The organism is Pseudomonas pisciculturae (genome assembly GCF_015461805.1).
GTDB classification, from domain to species: domain Bacteria; phylum Pseudomonadota; class Gammaproteobacteria; order Pseudomonadales; family Pseudomonadaceae; genus Aquipseudomonas; species Aquipseudomonas pisciculturae.
The window spans coordinates 90,764-106,878 of the sequence record NZ_JACVZE010000010.1 but is presented as its reverse complement, the minus strand read 5'-3'; the positions used below and the strand labels follow the sequence as shown (position 1 = coordinate 106,878).

Annotated in this window: 12 protein-coding genes; 7 read left to right on the top strand and 5 right to left on the bottom strand. The window is 60.7% G+C overall.

Annotated elements, in window-relative coordinates; genetic code table 11:
- Positions 1-100: 100 nt before the first annotated feature.
- The 7 genes from ICY20_RS24415 (at position 101) to ICY20_RS24385 (ending at position 11,989) form a co-directional block, all read left to right on the top strand.
- Positions 101-2,758, top strand: a complete 2,658-nt coding sequence (locus ICY20_RS24415) for a LuxR C-terminal-related transcriptional regulator (protein WP_228758562.1) — start codon at positions 101-103, stop codon at positions 2,756-2,758.
- Positions 2,759-2,929: 171 nt separating this feature from the next.
- Positions 2,930-5,014, top strand: coding sequence for a hydantoinase/oxoprolinase family protein (locus ICY20_RS24410; RefSeq protein ID WP_324187962.1), 2,085 nt, complete (start codon positions 2,930-2,932; stop codon positions 5,012-5,014).
- A 13-nt stretch (positions 5,015-5,027) separates the two neighbouring features.
- Entirely contained in the window at positions 5,028-6,686 is a 1,659-nt protein-coding gene (locus tag ICY20_RS24405; RefSeq protein ID WP_194938814.1) for a hydantoinase B/oxoprolinase family protein, read from the top strand.
- A 64-nt stretch (positions 6,687-6,750) separates the two neighbouring features.
- The gene (locus ICY20_RS24400) at positions 6,751-7,641 is read left to right on the top strand and encodes a hypothetical protein (RefSeq protein ID WP_194938813.1); all 891 of its coding nucleotides are present in this window, start codon (positions 6,751-6,753) and stop codon (positions 7,639-7,641) included.
- A 33-nt stretch (positions 7,642-7,674) separates the two neighbouring features.
- Positions 7,675-8,496, top strand: coding sequence for an aspartate/glutamate racemase family protein (locus ICY20_RS24395; RefSeq protein WP_194938812.1), 822 nt, complete (start codon positions 7,675-7,677; stop codon positions 8,494-8,496).
- A gap of 21 nt (positions 8,497-8,517) precedes the next feature.
- Positions 8,518-9,873 carry an MFS transporter gene (locus tag ICY20_RS24390; protein ID WP_194938811.1) on the top strand — a complete coding sequence of 452 codons (1,356 nt, stop codon included), beginning with the start codon at positions 8,518-8,520 and terminating at the stop codon, positions 9,871-9,873.
- Between the two features lie 142 nt (positions 9,874-10,015).
- Positions 10,016-11,989: an avidin/streptavidin family protein gene (locus tag ICY20_RS24385; protein WP_194938810.1), complete on the top strand. Its 1,974-nt coding sequence runs from the start codon at positions 10,016-10,018 to the stop codon at positions 11,987-11,989.
- A gap of 47 nt (positions 11,990-12,036) precedes the next feature.
- Here the strand turns inward: ICY20_RS24385 and ICY20_RS24380 are convergent, their stop codons facing one another.
- From ICY20_RS24380 to pstC, 5 genes are all read right to left on the bottom strand, one after another.
- Positions 12,037-12,630, bottom strand: coding sequence for a trehalose-phosphatase (locus tag ICY20_RS24380; RefSeq protein WP_194938809.1), 594 nt, complete (start codon positions 12,628-12,630; stop codon positions 12,037-12,039).
- Positions 12,630-13,328 (bottom strand): hypothetical protein, encoded by a 699-nt coding sequence (locus ICY20_RS24375; RefSeq protein ID WP_159957343.1) that lies wholly within the window; start codon positions 13,326-13,328, stop codon positions 12,630-12,632. Before ICY20_RS24375 ends, ICY20_RS24380 begins: the two co-directional genes overlap by 1 nt.
- A gap of 31 nt (positions 13,329-13,359) precedes the next feature.
- The gene (pstB, locus tag ICY20_RS24370) at positions 13,360-14,121 is read right to left on the bottom strand and encodes a phosphate ABC transporter ATP-binding protein PstB (RefSeq protein ID WP_228758572.1); all 762 of its coding nucleotides are present in this window, start codon (positions 14,119-14,121) and stop codon (positions 13,360-13,362) included.
- 76 nt (positions 14,122-14,197) lie between these two features.
- On the bottom strand, positions 14,198-15,091 hold the full coding sequence (gene pstA / locus ICY20_RS24365; protein WP_122488632.1) for a phosphate ABC transporter permease PstA: 894 nt from the start codon (positions 15,089-15,091) through the stop codon (positions 14,198-14,200).
- Positions 15,088-16,056, bottom strand: a complete 969-nt coding sequence (gene pstC, locus ICY20_RS24360) for a phosphate ABC transporter permease subunit PstC (protein WP_159957339.1) — start codon at positions 16,054-16,056, stop codon at positions 15,088-15,090. Before pstC ends, pstA begins: the two co-directional genes overlap by 4 nt.
- Between the last annotated feature and the right edge of the window lie 59 nt (positions 16,057-16,115).

Here is a 16,115-nt window from a genome sequence, read left to right as displayed (position 1 = left end):
CGCTCAACGCTTAGAAACTACGGGTAACACACTCAATCAACACACCCGGTAATTTGCTGTTAAAACGGCCCCCAATAGCCCTTCATTGGTGCGCCTCTCCATGAACCAAAAACCGCCCCTTCACTCATCCAATGCCTGGTATTGGATCAGTAAACTCACGCCTGCACAGTCAATGCTCACCTGCGTCGTGCGTGAGACCTTGCTGGCCTCGATGCATACGAACGCCCAGGTACCACTGACGCTGCTCACGGCCCCCGCCGGCTACGGTAAAACCACGGTGCTGATGCAATGGCACGCCGCAATACAGCATCAGTCACCCAACGCCGTAGTGGCCTGGCTGTCACTGGACGAGGCTGACGCAGACCCCAACCGCTTCCTTGCGTACCTGATCCTTGCGCTGGACCATGCCGGCGTTGCGCTGGCGCACTTGCCACGCCTGGCTGCCTCGCAAGCCTTGGATGTGCAACCACAACGCACGACCCAGGCGCTGCTGCGTGCGCTCGCCGAAGAGGATCGTGCGATCACGTTTTTTTTGGATGACTATCACCTCGCTGCCAGCCCAGAGGTGGGTGTGATGCTAGGTGTATTAATGGAGCAAGCTTCGTCGGGATTGCGTTGGGTGGTCGCCAGCAGGGCTCGCCCGGACTGGCCGCTGTCACGCTGGAAAGCCAGAGGCTGGCTGCATGAGATCGGTGCCCGGGAGCTGATGCTGTCTTTGCCTGAAGTTCGGGGCATCCTGGGCGATGAGTTAGATGAAATTGACCTATGCCGCGTGCACATCGCTACCGAGGGTTGGGCCGTGGCCGTGCAATTGGCACGTCTGTGGCGCACCAGCATTGACGGTTCGATGTACGGGTTAACGGCGTTCTCCGGGGGCGTTGCAGACGTCGCGAACTACCTCACCGCGCATATATTCAACAGCCTGTCCGAAGACTGCCAGGCACTGCTGTTGCAAACCTCTGTGCTGCAACGTTTCAATGCCGATTTAGCCGATGCTGTGCGCGGCAGCCACGGCAGCGCTGACCTTCTGAGGCAACTGACTCACCTCGACACGCTGCTGATCCCCCTCGACCCCGAACGCCAGTGGTTTCGCTATCACGCCTTGCTGCGCGACTTCCTGCGCCTGCGTGTCGACAGCCAACAGACCCAAACCATCCACCGCGCTGCCGCACATTGGTTGGCACAGCAGAAAGACTGGAGCCAAGCCGTCCATCACGCGCTCAAAGCGGGCGACATCCCGCTGTCGGTAAACCTGGTGGTCAGCGCAGGCGGCTGGGAATTGGTGCTACACCATGGCATTCGTTATGCCCAAGGGCTGTTGAGTCAGTTTGACGCCGTCACCCGCAACAACCAGCCAGATCTGCTCCTTCTCCAGGCCTATCTGCACGCCAAGTTGGGGGATCACAAGCTGTCAGCGCAGCTGCTGCGCCTGGCCCAAGCCTCCGTGGTCGGGGACGCTCGACTCGCGCGCGACTTTCACGTTATCCAAACCCTGGCGGATGCTTATCAGGACTGTTTTGATCGTCTTGACGCCGATATTTCGACGTTTCACAGCAGCCCTTACCCCCTCGACCAGACCCTGGCACAAGCGACATTAGAGTGCGTGCACGCACTGGCAGCCCTGACCCGTGGCGATCTGGCATTGAGCCTTCACCTCATCCAGGACGCTCACGTCAAGATGCGAGTGATCGCCAGCCCTCGTGGCGAAAATTACTGTCGTATCCATGAAGCGCAGGCGTTAGCGTTAACGGGCCACATCAATGAAGCCAACACATTGGTCGAAGACGCACTGGCTTTTGCCGACCGCCACTTTGGTCCAGAAAGTTCGTTGCGAGCATTGGTCGGCTGCTTCAAGGCACGCCAACTCTATTGGCGAGGAACATGGCCTGAAACCCAGCCTTGGCGGGATGATGGCTGGGCAGCATTGGAGCATGCCGATGGCTGGCTGGATGTTGTCGCCGTCACGGCGGAAGTCGCTTGGCGCACTCGCTTGCGCAGTCACGGGCTGCACGCTGCGCTACAGGAACTGGACCATGTGGCACGACTGGCGGGCACGCGCCAATGGCCAAGGCTATCGCGCCTGACACAGGCGTGGCGTATCGACGCCCTGGTGCAGGGAGGGCAAGTGCACATTGCACGTCAAGCCGTCCTGCAAGCAAACCTTGAGCAGATTGCCGATCACAGCGAAGACTGGCGCAGTCAGGAAGCGGCTAACCTGGCGGTCGCGCGCGTTCAATTGCACAGCGGTTTTTCGGGGGCGGCGTTGCTACGCCTGCAACGCGCCGCTGACAAGATGGAGGCTAAAGGCTTGCACCTACCCGCCTGGCGCTTGAGGTTAATGGCGTTGGCGGCCACAGGCAAAGGCCAACAGTTCCTGGCTGAAGAACTCGACAGGGCCCTGGCGCCCATTACGCAACACACCCTGCCCGGCCTGTTGCTGGAAGTCGGCCCGTGCCTGTTACCCGCACTGGAGGCCTACGACAAACCAACACCGCTACTGACTACGATCATCACGCGACTGCGTGGCTGGCGTGCGCACCCAATGCCTGCACAGTTGGCGCTCAGTGGCAAGGAAGCTCAGGTACTGGCGTTACTCGCCAGCGGGCAATCCAATAAGGCCATTGCCCAGGCACTGGATATCTCCGAGAACACGGTGAAGTTCCACCTCAAGCATCTGTTCGCCAAATTGGGCGTAGACAACCGCACCGGCGCAATCAGCGCGGCGATACGTCAAGGGCACCTGGGCACCACCGCCTAAGCCACCAACCTACCCAGGCGGGTAGGTCAAGGCGCCTATTGGACCGCAGCCTACCCGCGCCACCCATGGCCCCCTTCCAACGCCCTGCCTAGCATCGTGACCTTCAGCAACGAGGGGCACGATGTCGGCCTTCTCCTGCTTCCAATGAGAACACCCTCCAGGAGATGCACTGTGCAAACAAGCCGTAAAACCGTGCGCGTGGCCACCGACGTGGGCGGCACTTTCACCGACCTGGTGTACTTCGAAAGTGACCCGGTCACCGGCCAGCAGACCATTCGTACGGCAAAGGTCGACACCACGCCACCGAACTTTGCCCAAGGCATTCTCAATGTCATCAAAAAGGCGCGGGTGACGCTGCCGGACGTCGACTTTCTCGCCCATGGCACCACCGTGGTGATCAATGCGCTTACCGAGCGACGTGGGGTCAAGACCGCGCTGATCACCACCCGCGGCTTTCGCGACATCCTGGAAATCGCCCGGGCCAATCGCCCAGACTATTTCAACCTGAAATGGGTCAAACCCGCGCCTTTTGTGCCGCGTTACCTGCGCCAGGAAATCGCCGGGCGCCTGCACACCGATGGCCGTGAACGCGAACCCTTGGTGCTGGATGTGCTGCCCGCCATAATCGAAACGTTGCGCGCCGACGGCGTAGAAGCAATCGCCATTTGCCTGCTGCATGCCTATGCCAACCCGGTGCACGAGCAGGCGGTGTTGGCCGAGGTAAAGCGGCTCTGGCCGCAAGTGTCGGTGGTCGCCTCGCACCAGATCACCCGCGAATGGCGTGAGTACGAGCGCTCCAGCACCACGGTGCTGTCGGCCTACGTACAACCGATCGCGGCACGCTACCTCGATGAGCTGGAGGCCGGCCTGCGCAGCGCAGGCTACGAGGCGCCCCTGTACATCATGCAGTCCAATTGCGGTGTCGACAGCGTGGCCCATGCCAGGGATATCCCGATCACCATGGTCGAATCCGGGCCGGCCAGCGGTTTCTGGGCGGCCGCCGAGCTGGGACGCCTGATTGACGAGCCCAACCTGCTGGGGCTGGACATCGGCGGCACCACGGCCAAATGCGCGCTGATCCGCAACGGCCAGGTCGCGATCAAAACGGACTACTGGATCGAACGCGACCGCATCAATGCCGGCTACCCCATCATGGTGCCCGTGGTCGACCTGGTGGAAATCGGCAACGGCGGTGGTTCCATCGCCTGGGTCGACAGCTTCGACAAGCTGCATGTCGGCCCTCAATCCGCAGGCGCCCTGCCCGGCCCAGCAGCTTATGGCAACGGTGGCACCGACATCACCACCACCGATGCCAATCTCGCATTGGGGCGCATCAACCCGGCCTACTTCTGCGGCGGCGAAGTGATGGCCGATCTACGTGCGGTGGCGGATGGGTTCAGCCTGCTGAGCGAGCGTTTGGCACTGCCCGCCGATGAAATTGCCCGTGGTGTGGTGCGCCTGGCCAACAACAACATGGTCAATGCCCTGAAGCTGGTGTCGTTGAGCCGTGGCCACGATCCGCGCGAGCTGACCCTGATGGCCTTCGGCGGCGGTGGCGCGCTGCATGCCGTCGCCCTTGCCCAGGAACTCGGCGTCAGAAAGGTCATTGTGCCGCGTGGGGCTTCGGTGTTTTCGGCCTGGGGCATGACGCTGTCGGATTTGCGGCGTGACCTGTTTATCAATCGCTTTGTCGATACCACCCAGCCGCAAGCACAGGTACATACCCAGGTGTTTCTGAACGAGCTGATGGCCTCGGCCCGTGAGCAATTCATTGCCGAGGCAGTGCCTCCAGAGCGAGTCGAATTGAAGGTGCATTGCAAGCTGCGCTACCAGAACCAGGAGCACTCGGTGGAAGTGCCGCTGGAGGCCGACGAACACCTCGACCGCGACTGGGCACACATCGAGCATCGCTTCCACACGCTGTACGAGCAGCACTACACCTACTGCCTCGACGCTCCCGTGGAGATCGTCGGTTTCCATCTGGTCGCCATCGCTCAAATTGACAAGCTGACCCCCGAACCCCTGCCGGTTACCGGACGCACGCTGGAGGCCGCACGCAAGGGCCATCGCGTCGTCGATTACGCCACAGACGGCATCCACGACGCAGCCCTCTACGACTACTCCCTGCTGGAACCCCAGATGTGTTTCGACGGCCCCGCCATTGTCGAAGACGCCGGCACCACCGTCGTCGTTCACCCACACAACCGGGTGCAGGTCGACTACCTCGGCAACCTGCACATCACGATCCACGGCTGACCGGAGTTTAGCCATGCACACACTCGACATCTTTACCCGTGACATCATCCAGAACTCGCTGCAAGCCATTGCTGACGAAATGTTTGTGGCCATGCGTAAGGCCGCCATGAGCCCGGTGATCTATGAAGTGCTCGACATGGGCACCGGCATCACCGACGCCCACGGTGAAATCGCCAGCTCCGGCGCGGGTATTCCGGCCTTTGTGGGGGTGCTCGACAAAGCGGTCAAACAGATCCTGCTGCAACATGCCGGCCCTGGCGAAATCCAAGACGGTGATGTGTTCATCTGCAACGACCCCCACAGCGGCGCAGTGACCCACCTCAACGATGTGGTGCTGGCCATGCCGGTGTTTGCCGAAGGCCGCTGCGTGGCCTGGACCGCCAATATCGCCCACTGGAACGATGTAGGGGGCATGGTCCCCGGCTCGCTGTCGACCCAGGCCACGGATATCTTTCAGGAAGGCCTGCGCCTGTGCTCGGTCAAGTTGATCAGCCGTGGCCAACCGATTCGTTCGGTGTTGCAGATTTTGCAGGCCAACACGCGTATGCCGGACTTCATGGAAGGCGACCTGTGGGCTGGGGTGGCCGCCGTACGCAGTGGCGCCGTGCGCCTGCGTGAGTTGACGGCCAAATACGGCCGGGACTTGTTCTTGCTGGCAATGCGCGACTTTATGGACCTCGGCGAAAAGGTTTCGCGCAAAGCCCTGGCCGAGTTGCCCAACTTCAACCTCTCACTGGTAGAGCCGCAGGACGATGGCAGTCTATTCACGGTATCGGTGCAGATCCACGACCGAGAACTGACCATCGACCTGCGTGACAACCCCGACCAGTGTGCAGGGCCGACCAACCTCAGCCGCGACGGCGCGGTAGTAGCGGCGCAAATGGCATTCAAAGCCCTCACCGCCCCGCAAGGTGTGACTAACGGCGGTACTTTCCGGCCGCTGAATGTGCTGACCCGCCCAGGTACGCTGTTCGATGCCCTGCCACCGGCCGCCGAAGGCTTCTACTTCGAAAACCTGATTCGGGTGCATGACCTGATCCTGCGCTGCCTGGCCCAACGGTTCCCCGACCGCTTGCCTGCCGGCAATTTTGCCTCGGTGTGCGCCACCATCATCGGCGGCCGGCACCCGGACACCGGACGCGCTTTCACCCTGGTGGAGCCCCAAATCGGTGGTTGGGGTGCCGAACCGGGCCGCGATGGCAATAACGCGGTGTACTCAGGCCTGCATGGCGAAACCTACAACTGCCCGGTGGAAGTTTGCGAAGCCCGCTACGGCCTGTATGTCGAGCGTATGGCGCTCAACGTCGAGCCGGGGGGCCACGGCCAGTTCCGGGGCGGTCGCGGTATCTGTATCGACTACCGCGTGCGCGCCGATGGCAGCTTCCTGACCTGCGGCTATACCCGCTCGGTGGTGCCGCCCTGGGGCCTGCAACAGGGCCTGGACGGTACGCCCAACTACGTCGAAGTGCTGCGCGACGGCAACCCGCCGCAACGGTACGCCATGGCCAGCAGCATCCCCCTCAATGCCGGCGATGTGGTGCGGGTGCGCACCGGGGCCGGCGGTGGCTACGGCCCACCCGCCGCCCGCGACCCAGCGGCTGTGCGCGACGACCTGAAGAATGGCTACCTCGACGCGCAAACCGCCCGCGCCGTGTATGGCGTTACCCCCTGATTCAAACCCGCCGCCGCTAGGCGGCTTTCCATGCGTTCACCTAAAACAATAAGAGGGAACCGTCATGTTGCAACATCCGCTATCGCGCTTCGGCGCCGTGTGCTCGCTGGCTTTGGTGGTGGGCAGCAGCCCTTCTATCCAAGCCGAACAATTCATCGGCTTTGGCCAGCCAGGGCTGCCTGGACGCTGGGCCCTCGAAACTTTTCCAACCTTCAACCGCAACACCGCCGGCAACGTACGAGCTGGCGGCAACACGGTGCTTGCGTACTTTTCCGAGACTGGCTTTACCGACACCACCCGCGACCAATTACAGTTCTGGGTCGGTGCTGTACCCGGTTACGCCAGCACCCGCGATGCGAAAAGCGTCAGCCCATGGGGCATCGCCTCGCCCAATCTCGGCTTTGCCTACTACTACAACGTGGTCGAGCCCACCAGCGCCTACGGCGCCGATGACTACACCACGTTCTGGACCAACCCGACGCTGTCGGTCGAGTTCCCCAACGGCAATAACGAGCTCGCGGGTTATGGCGCCTTCGCCAACCGCTATGCGGTGAGCTTCAGCCTTGCCAACTACCTGCGCGTGGGTAAATTTGCCGCCACCTTCACTCCGGTCGGCATCCATTACGCCGCACGTAACCGCAACACCACCGATTTGGGCACCGGCGACCCCAAGCGCTTGCAAGGCGGTGTCAGCCTATGGCTGGCCAACGTCGCCGCCGGTTACCTCGTCACCGACGATTTATGGCTGGGCGTGCATCACGTCTACCACATCAACAATCGAACCGCCTCGGACTACGCCGAGTCGCGGGTTGGAAAAATCGGACCATCGATGACCTACACAGGTTTTTCTCAACAGGGGCTCTACCTGTCTGCAAATCTGAATGTCGACTACTACCACAGCGCCAACCTGGCCCATTCCAATGAGCTGACCATGGCGCTGGTGAAGTTTTTCTAGCCCCTTTGGCCCCACTATTCGAGGAAATACCCTATGCACACCCCAACTCCCACTCCCCCGCCACACGATGTACCCGTGACGGTGCGTTGGCTTAACCCCATTGGTTGCTCGACATTCAACGCACCGATCGCCGACCTGTTGCACGGTATCAAGCAGCCGTCGACACGCATCGAGGTGGTGTCGTTCGATATGAAACCCAGCCCCACACACCTGGAGTACCGGGCCTACGAGGCAATGACCTACGAGCGTACGGTACGCATTGCCCGCGATTGCGCGCAGCAAAACATCGATGCCCTGGTGATTGGCTGCTTCTACGACCCAGCCCTGGAAGACGCCCGGGAAATCTCCGGCAATTGCCTGGTCGTTGCCCCCTGCCAGGCCAGCTTGCAGATCGCCGATCAACTGGCTAACCGTTATTCGATCATCGTTGGACGTGACAAATGGATGGAGCAGATGCGCGAGCGCGTACGCGGCTACGGCGCGGCGGATCGACTCGCCTCAATGCGTGCGCTGGGCATGGGCGTCGATGCGTTCCAGAAAGACCCGGCTCTCACCCGTCGCAAGATCATAGAGCAAGCTTTTTTGGCCGTTGAGGAAGATGGCGCGGAGGCCATCATCCTCGGTTGCACGATTGAGTTTGGCTTCTTCGAACAGGTGCAGCGCGAGGTCGGTGTGCCCGTGATCGACCCGGTAGTTGCCGCGTTCAAGATGGCCGAAGCCATGGCGGGCATGAAGCAGCGCTTCGGCTGGAGCCCCAGCCGCGTCGGCAGTTGCGAGCCGCCGCCGGAAGCCGAAATAGAAGCCTTTGGCCTGTTTCAGGGCCCGGTGCCGATTGGTAACCGCGTGCAAGCCTAGCCCTTACTCGGAGCATTCATTATGAGCGACGTCACGCCAGTGCCCGCACAAGGCAGCTGCACCTCCACCTACACCTCCACTCGCCAAGTGGGCGATGTATTCAGAGACGTACCCCTGACCCGCGAACACCTCAAGTGCTGCCTGGCGCTGTTCTTTGTGTTCGCCATTGAGGCGTGGGAGATGATGATCATTGTCTACACCGCGCCGCTGATCGCCCGAGACTTTTCCCTGGATGCGCTCGCCGTCGGCCATTTGATCGGCGCCATGTTCATCGGCATGCTGCTGGGCTCGCTGGTCTGGGGCAAGCTGGCCGAACGCATTGGCCGCAAGGGTGCGGTCATCTGGAGCTTGTCCAGCTACGGCGTGGTGTCGCTGGCGAGCGCATTTGCCCCGGACTACGCCACGTTGTACGCGTTGCGGCTGCTGTCGGGTGTGGCGGCAGTGGGCATGATGGTCGTGACGTTTGCCCACTATCAGGAACTATTGCCCGTACGCTATCGCGGCGCGCTGACCGTGTACCTGGCCTCGGGCTGGCCAATCGGCATGCTGCTGGCGCTGGGTGCGACCGTATGGTTGATGCCCTATGGCTGGCGCACGATCATCGTGGTGAGTTCACTGGGTGGTTTGTGGGCGCTGGTGGTAGCGCGTTGGGTGCCGGAGTCGCCGTATTGGCTGGCCAACGTCAAGCGCCAGCCGCAGGCGCGCGCGGTCATTAAGCGATTAAGCCGTGGCACCGTGCAAATACCCGAGAATTGCTTGCTGCAAGTGGACCAAACGACGTTAGGGCGCCAGCGCGAGTTGTTTTCGCCGGCGTTACTCAAGATCAGCGCTTTGCAGATCCTGGTGAACTTCACCTTCTCCTGGGGCTACTGGGGTTTACAGACCTGGCTGCCGACGCTGTTGCAGCAACGCGGGCTGAGCCTGCCGCAAAGCTACGGGTTTATCGCGCTGTCGGCACTGTGCATGATCCCAGGCTACATGGCGGCATCGTGGCTCACCCATCGCTATGGCCGCAAAAACATCATCATCGGTTTCATCAGTGCCTCAGTCGTCGCGGGCTACGGCTTTGCCAATGCGCAAAGCCTGGAAATGCTGTACCTGAGCAACTTCGCCCTGGCGTTCTTCAGCTTGGGTGCATGGGGCGTGTGGGGCACCTGGATCGCCGAGCTGTACCCGACCCCGCTGCGTACCATCGGTTATGGCTGGGCGATTTTTGCCCAGCGAGTGGCCAATATCCTGGCGCCGTCGTTGATCGGCGCACTGGTGGCTTACGGCGCCTCGTTCAACATGACCACCACCTTCATCAATGCCTTCATGCTGGTCACGGTGTTACTGGTGCTGTTCATTCCTGAAACCGAGGGCAAAGCGTTGGATTAGCACGGTGCGTATCGCGCTTTCAGGCATGCGCGCTGTGCCTGGGCTGACAGCCGTCCCCTGCCCTGTGGGATTTAATAGGTGCGGAGCTCAAACGGGTCACCCATTGAGGTGACCCCATCGCACAGTAGAAACGGAATTCATCATGAACACTCGACAACAGGCTGACGGGATCACCGTCACCCTGCAACGCGGCCCTTGCCAAAATAACGGCGCCAGCCCTTGGTATACGACAGTGTTGGTCGGTACACCGGGGCAGTGCCTGAAACTGTCGCTGGACACCGGCACCAACATCACCTGGATAACCTCCAGCCTGTGCGCCCCTGACCGTTGCCAACACTACAGCGGGGGTCGGTTTGACTATCAGGCGTCCAGCAGTTTTGCCTTCACCGACTGCCTGCAACGGCCCTACAGCTTTGGCCCCTGGGGCACCCTGCAGGCTGAGTTGGGTTCGGAGGTACTGACCCTGAACGACACGAAGCTGCCCACCCAACTTATGCTGGCGGCAGACTACACCGGTGCGCAGTTTCGCCAGTTGGACTGGGACGGTGGCATTGGCTTTCCCAGCAGCAGCGCTTATGTCGACGCCAGCAGCTCGTTTGTATTTCAGACGTTGATGAACAGCGGCAAAATCGATCCGCGACAACCCTTCGTCACCTTCGACTTGAACCCTTCTTTGCGTCGCGGCGTATGCCAAATGGGCGCAGTAGATGCGAGCAAAACCGTCGGCCCGCGCCTGTTTCTGCCGTGGGCGCTCTACAACAAAGTGCGCGGTGTGGAATACATCTGGTCGACACCCTTGGTGTCTTACACCGTCGGCGCAGACGTCTTGGCCACAAACGTGACCTTCGCGCTGGACTCTGGCACATCCGGGTTCAAAGGGGATGACCGGCTGATGCGCCAAACCCTTGAGCGCATTGCTCGGGGCGGCAATCCAGAGGTTGTTCTGGGCTTCGCCGATGGCGAGATTACCCTGGGTGCCGACCTGTACAACGTCCTGATCGAGGAAGGCCCGGACCAAGGTAAAACCCTTGCGCAATTCGAGCCGCTGGGGCTGGCTGACCTGGTGTTGGTGGGTTCGCTGGTGATGGAGCATTGCTACACCGTTTATGAATATCGTGTGGTGCAATGTCGCCCTGGCACTTACTCACTGGCGCCGGTGGGCGTGTGGTTGTTCAATCGCCCGGACGGGCCACAGATTATCAGCCGCTCATCCTCACAACGTTTTGATACCCAGGCGCGCACGCTTGTCAGTAAAAAATTCGTGCTCAGCCCGACCGCAGCCACTGTCGAAACAGCCCCGCCGTTATCCGTCACGGGCACTTGGAAAAATGGCTACGGCTCAGTGATGACGTTGACGGTCGCGGGTAACGTAGTTACCGGCGCCTATCAATCGTCGACGGGCTCAACGGGGCGATACGCGATAACGGGTTATCAGTCGAGCACCTACCCATCGCAGGAAAAAGGGCTGCCAGTGGCATTGACGATCGAGTGGCACGCGCTGGATGAAGGGCCGGCGGACCCCAGTTGGCATTGGGTGTCGGGTTTGTGCGGCCAACTCCACCGGGTTACAGGCGAGGACCGGCTCAAGCTGTCGCACTTGCTCGTCGTTACCAATGACTTTCCCGATCTGGCTAATCAAGGCACGTACCTCGACAAACTGAGCTATCGACGCGTTGCAGCTGAGGCCATAGCGCCATGCAAAGTCGCGCCCGCTCTGGTTTCAGAGCAAGACAACCCGCTAAATGGCACATGGCTGGCGGCGGATGGGCATCACCTGAAACTGCACGTAAGCGCGTCAAGTCAGCAGGCTTTTGGCTGTGTCAGTGGCACGTTGACGACCCCCACAGAGCGTGTCGAGGTATCAGGTTTTACCGATATCAATGCGGGTGCGGGCGGGTTAACACAGCAATCGGTAAGCCTCGCTGCGCTGCAAAAGAGTGGTGAAGCGGCACTGACCTTGGCCGGTTCGCTGGATCTCAAGAAGGATGGATTGACGTTGCTGGCACTGTTCACGTCATCCACAACAGTGTCACAGCGCTACGTGCAGACGCAGATCAAATCGATCATGTTCAGGAGGACGCTCGGCGCTGGCGCCCATCAAATCAAGCCCTGCTGAATCGCACCCTCTTAAGTACGCAGAGCTCCCTCGCCACAGGTGAGCACTCAGCCGTTGAGGGTAATGCCCGAATAGACCGGCGCTGGCACCTTGTGCCGACGCGGTTGTTGCTGCCAGGCAAGCTGTGCCTGCACGTGGGCAACGGCTGCAAGCACCTTCTGCGCCCACTGCTCGTCTTCCGGGCTCACTACCACCACGCGAAAACCATGGTCGTGACCCTCGATCTGCACGCCTTCGGAGTCGTCCACATGCAGGTCGATATCAAACGCTGTCGGCAGTTTCGAAGGTGCGTTCGACAACCCGCGCGCCGCAAGGGCCTCGCCGTGGCGCACGCTGTTTACCACGCCATCGACGTGGATGCCATACAACAACAACCAGCGGCGGATGTAGGCCGGGGTACGGCCTGACGAGGTATAGACCCAGATACTGCAATTTTGGCGACGCAACTCACGGATCAAGGCGCGGGTGCCATTGCGCAATGGCTCGCCCAGCCAGCGGTGCACGCACTCCGGCAGCTTGCTCTCTTCAGCGGCGCTGTGGTGCGGCTGGCAGGCCAGGGTGTCATCGATATCAAATGAAATACGCACGCGCTGTGGGTTGAGCACGTTCTTTACGGTGTCGAGCACTGGATTCCTTCCCATCAGTAGCCACTCTGGTAAACAGGGGCCTGTGTGTCCCCAAGGAAAAATTGCGCCGGGTCAGCGGCGTTATCTTCCAGGAAAGCGGCGTACTTCTTTTTGATCTTGGGCAATTCGTACAAAGCCTTCACACCATGTTTAGCGGAGTTGCGAATAACCGAAGACGGGTTGAAGTAACCCTCGGCGTTGGCCAATGTCAGCACAAACGGCGCCAGCCCCTCGCGCATCAGCAGGTAGCTCACGATCAGCGAGCCACTGCGGTGATTGCCTTCGATAAACAGCTGCGGCTTGCTGAGCACCCGCACGTACACGCCGGCGGCACGCTTCCACACCGATTCACCGTGGTGCTTGCAGTACCAGCTGTGCAGATCCTTGATGCCGCCTTCCACATTGTTGAAAAAGTGTTGCTCTGTCGCCGCCAGGTGCTGGGCGTATTCTTGCCGACGCACCGGGTCTTTGCCGCAGAGCACGGTGGCGTTGATTTCCAGCATCAGGTTCAGTTGCTGAAGATCAAACAGGTCCACACCCCGCGCGACATACTCGTCAATCAGGGCATAACCATCAAGCACATTCTGCAACACCTCGTCGGTCAGAGGGTCGCGCGGCTCGTCAAAGTCGCGGCTGAGCGCAGTAAAACGGCTCTGCACCTCACGCAGGGCGCGCTCAATCGCGCCCAGATCAAGACGACGTGTTGCAGTCATTGGCAATCCTGAAAAACGGTGCATAGGTCAATCAGCTGAACTTGCCGCTGATGTAGTCCCCGGTCATTTGTTCCCGTGGGTTTTCAAAGATCTGGGCGGTAGGCCCCATCTCCACCAGGTAGCCCGTGCGGGTGCCCTGGGAAATATCCACCGAGAAAAACGCCGTGGTATCGGCCACACGGATCGCCTGCTGCATGTTGTGGGTCACCAGGGCGATGGTGTAGTCCTTTTTCAACTCGACCATCAGCTCTTCGACGCGACGGGTAGCGATAGGGTCGAGTGCCGAGCAGGGTTCGTCCAGCAACAGCACTTCTGGCTCAGTGGCGATAGCGCGGGCGATGCACAGGCGTTGCTGTTGGCCGCCGGAGAGCGACAGGCCGCTGACCTTGAGCTTGTCTTTGACTTCATCCCACAGCGCGGCGCCTTGCAGGGCGTGCTTGACGCGGTCACCGAGGTCGCCTTTGTAGCGATTAAGGCGCAGGCCAAAGGCCACGTTGTCGAAAATGCTCATCGAGAACGGGTTGGGCTGTTGGAACACCATGCCGATGTAGCGGCGCACCACTACCGGGTCGACGCCCTTGCCGTACACGTCCTGCCCGAGGAAATGCACATGCCCCTCAAAACGGAAGCCCTTGACCAGGTCGTTCATGCGGTTGAGGCTGCGCAGCACAGTACTTTTGCCGCAGCCGGACGGGCCGATAAAGCCGGTGATTTTGTTCTTTTCGATCGGCACATGGCTGTCACGTACAGCCAGGAAGTTACCGTAGAAAATCTTGTCCAGTTTGCAGTCCATGACCACAGGCGACTCGGTAACAAACGGACGGGCAATTTGCGCAGTAGATACGTTCAAAGTTCAGGTGCTCCCGTTCTTAATACTTGGGCTTGCCGAAAATACGGCTCACGATATTCACGACCAGCACGATCATTACCAGCACCAACGAGGCCGCCCATGCGAGCTCAAGCTGGTTGTCGAACGGCATGCCGGAGAAGTTGTAGATCAGCACGGCCAGGGAGGCGGTCGGGTTCATCACCGCCAGGCTGCCGTCGTGGTAGATCCAGTAGTTGCTGAACAAGGCGGTAAACAGCAACGGTGCGGTTTCGCCCGCGGCACGTGCTACAGCGAGCATCACGCCGGTGAGGATCGCCGGCATGCCGGTGGGCAACACGATCTTCCAGATCACCTGGGAGCGGGTGCAACCCATGCCGTAGGCGGCGTCCTTCATGATCTTGGGCACCATGCGCATCGACTCTTCGGCCGTCAGCACCACGATGGGCAGCATCAGTACCGCCAGCGCCACGCCACCGGCCGGGGCCGAGTAGGTGCCGGTGGTCATCACGACCAGAGCGTAGGCAAATACACCTGCCAGGATCGACGGCAAGCCGGTGAGCATCTTGGCGGCAAACCGTGCGGCGTTGGCCAGCTTGCTGTCGGGGCCCAACTCGGCCAGGAAGATCGCGGCCATGATGCCTACGGGCACTGCGATAGCGGCTGCGATGCCGACCATCACAAAAGTACCGGCCATGGCGTTACCGAAGCCACCGCCGGTCTCGAAACCAGTCGGGGGCAGTTCGGTGAACACTTCCAGGCTCAGGCGTGCACCGCCACGGGTGATCAGCATGTACAGCACAGAAATCAATGGCACGCTGGCCAGTACTGCGCCAGCCCACACCAGCGTGGTCAGCACCAGGCTGCGCAGGGCGCGGCCTTCGAACTTGCGCTGCAAGCTCGGCATGGCCGTGATGGGGGAGTTCAGGTTAGTCATTGTTTGTTACCCCGCTGGGCGTAGAGCATGATCATCGAGCCGAGGACGTTCACCAGCAGCGTGATAAACATCAGCACCAGTGCGGCGTACATCAATACCTCGATCTCGGTCGGGCCGGCTTCGGGGAAGTTCAGCGCCAGCAAGGCCGCCAGGGTGTTGGCCGGAGCAAACAGCGACAGTGAGATGTTGTTGGCGTTGCCCACCAGCATGGCCAGGGCCATGGTTTCACCCAGTGCACGTCCCAGGCCCAGCACAAGGGAGCCGAAGATGCCGGTGGCCGCAGACGGCACCATCACCTTGAGAATCGCTTCCCAGTGGGTAGTGCCCATGCCGTAGGCCGCCTGCTTGGTTTTCATCGGGACTGCCGTAAGGGCGTCCTGGGAAACCGCGGCAATGGTCGGCAGAATCATGATGGCCAGTACCAGCGCTGCTGGCAGCAAGCCCGGCCCGCTCAGGGACGTGCCGAAAAAAGGAATCCAGCCCAGTTCAGTGTTCAGCCACGCGGTGAGCGGGCGGATGGCCGGGATCACCACATAGATACCCCACAGGCCGTAGACGACGCTGGGGATGGCAGCGAGCAATTCGACGATGGTGCGAAACACCGCCGCCAGTTTTGCTGGCAAAAAGTCTTGGGTGAGGAAGATCGCCATGCTGACGCCGAAAAAGCCTGCGATCAGCAGTGCGATGAAAGCACTGTAAAGCGTGCCCCAAATCGCCGGCAGAATGCCGTACTTGCCTTGGTTAACGTCCCAGACGCTACCAAAAATCACGTCCAGGCCATGTTTTTCCATGCCGGGAAGTGCCTTGCGCCCTACTTCGAAAACCAGCGCGAAGACCAGCGCCAGCACCAGCACCACGCCAATGCGTGCAAGCCCACGGAAGGTGCGATCAACCAGGAAGTCTTTGGTAGACGGTGGTCGGCAAGCAGAATCCGGGTTAACCGGTACGACAAAAGGTGTGTTCATGGGCTAATTCCGGAACAGGGGGGAAACTCGTTCGGCGTGGCGGGCAGCGCACGCCGAAG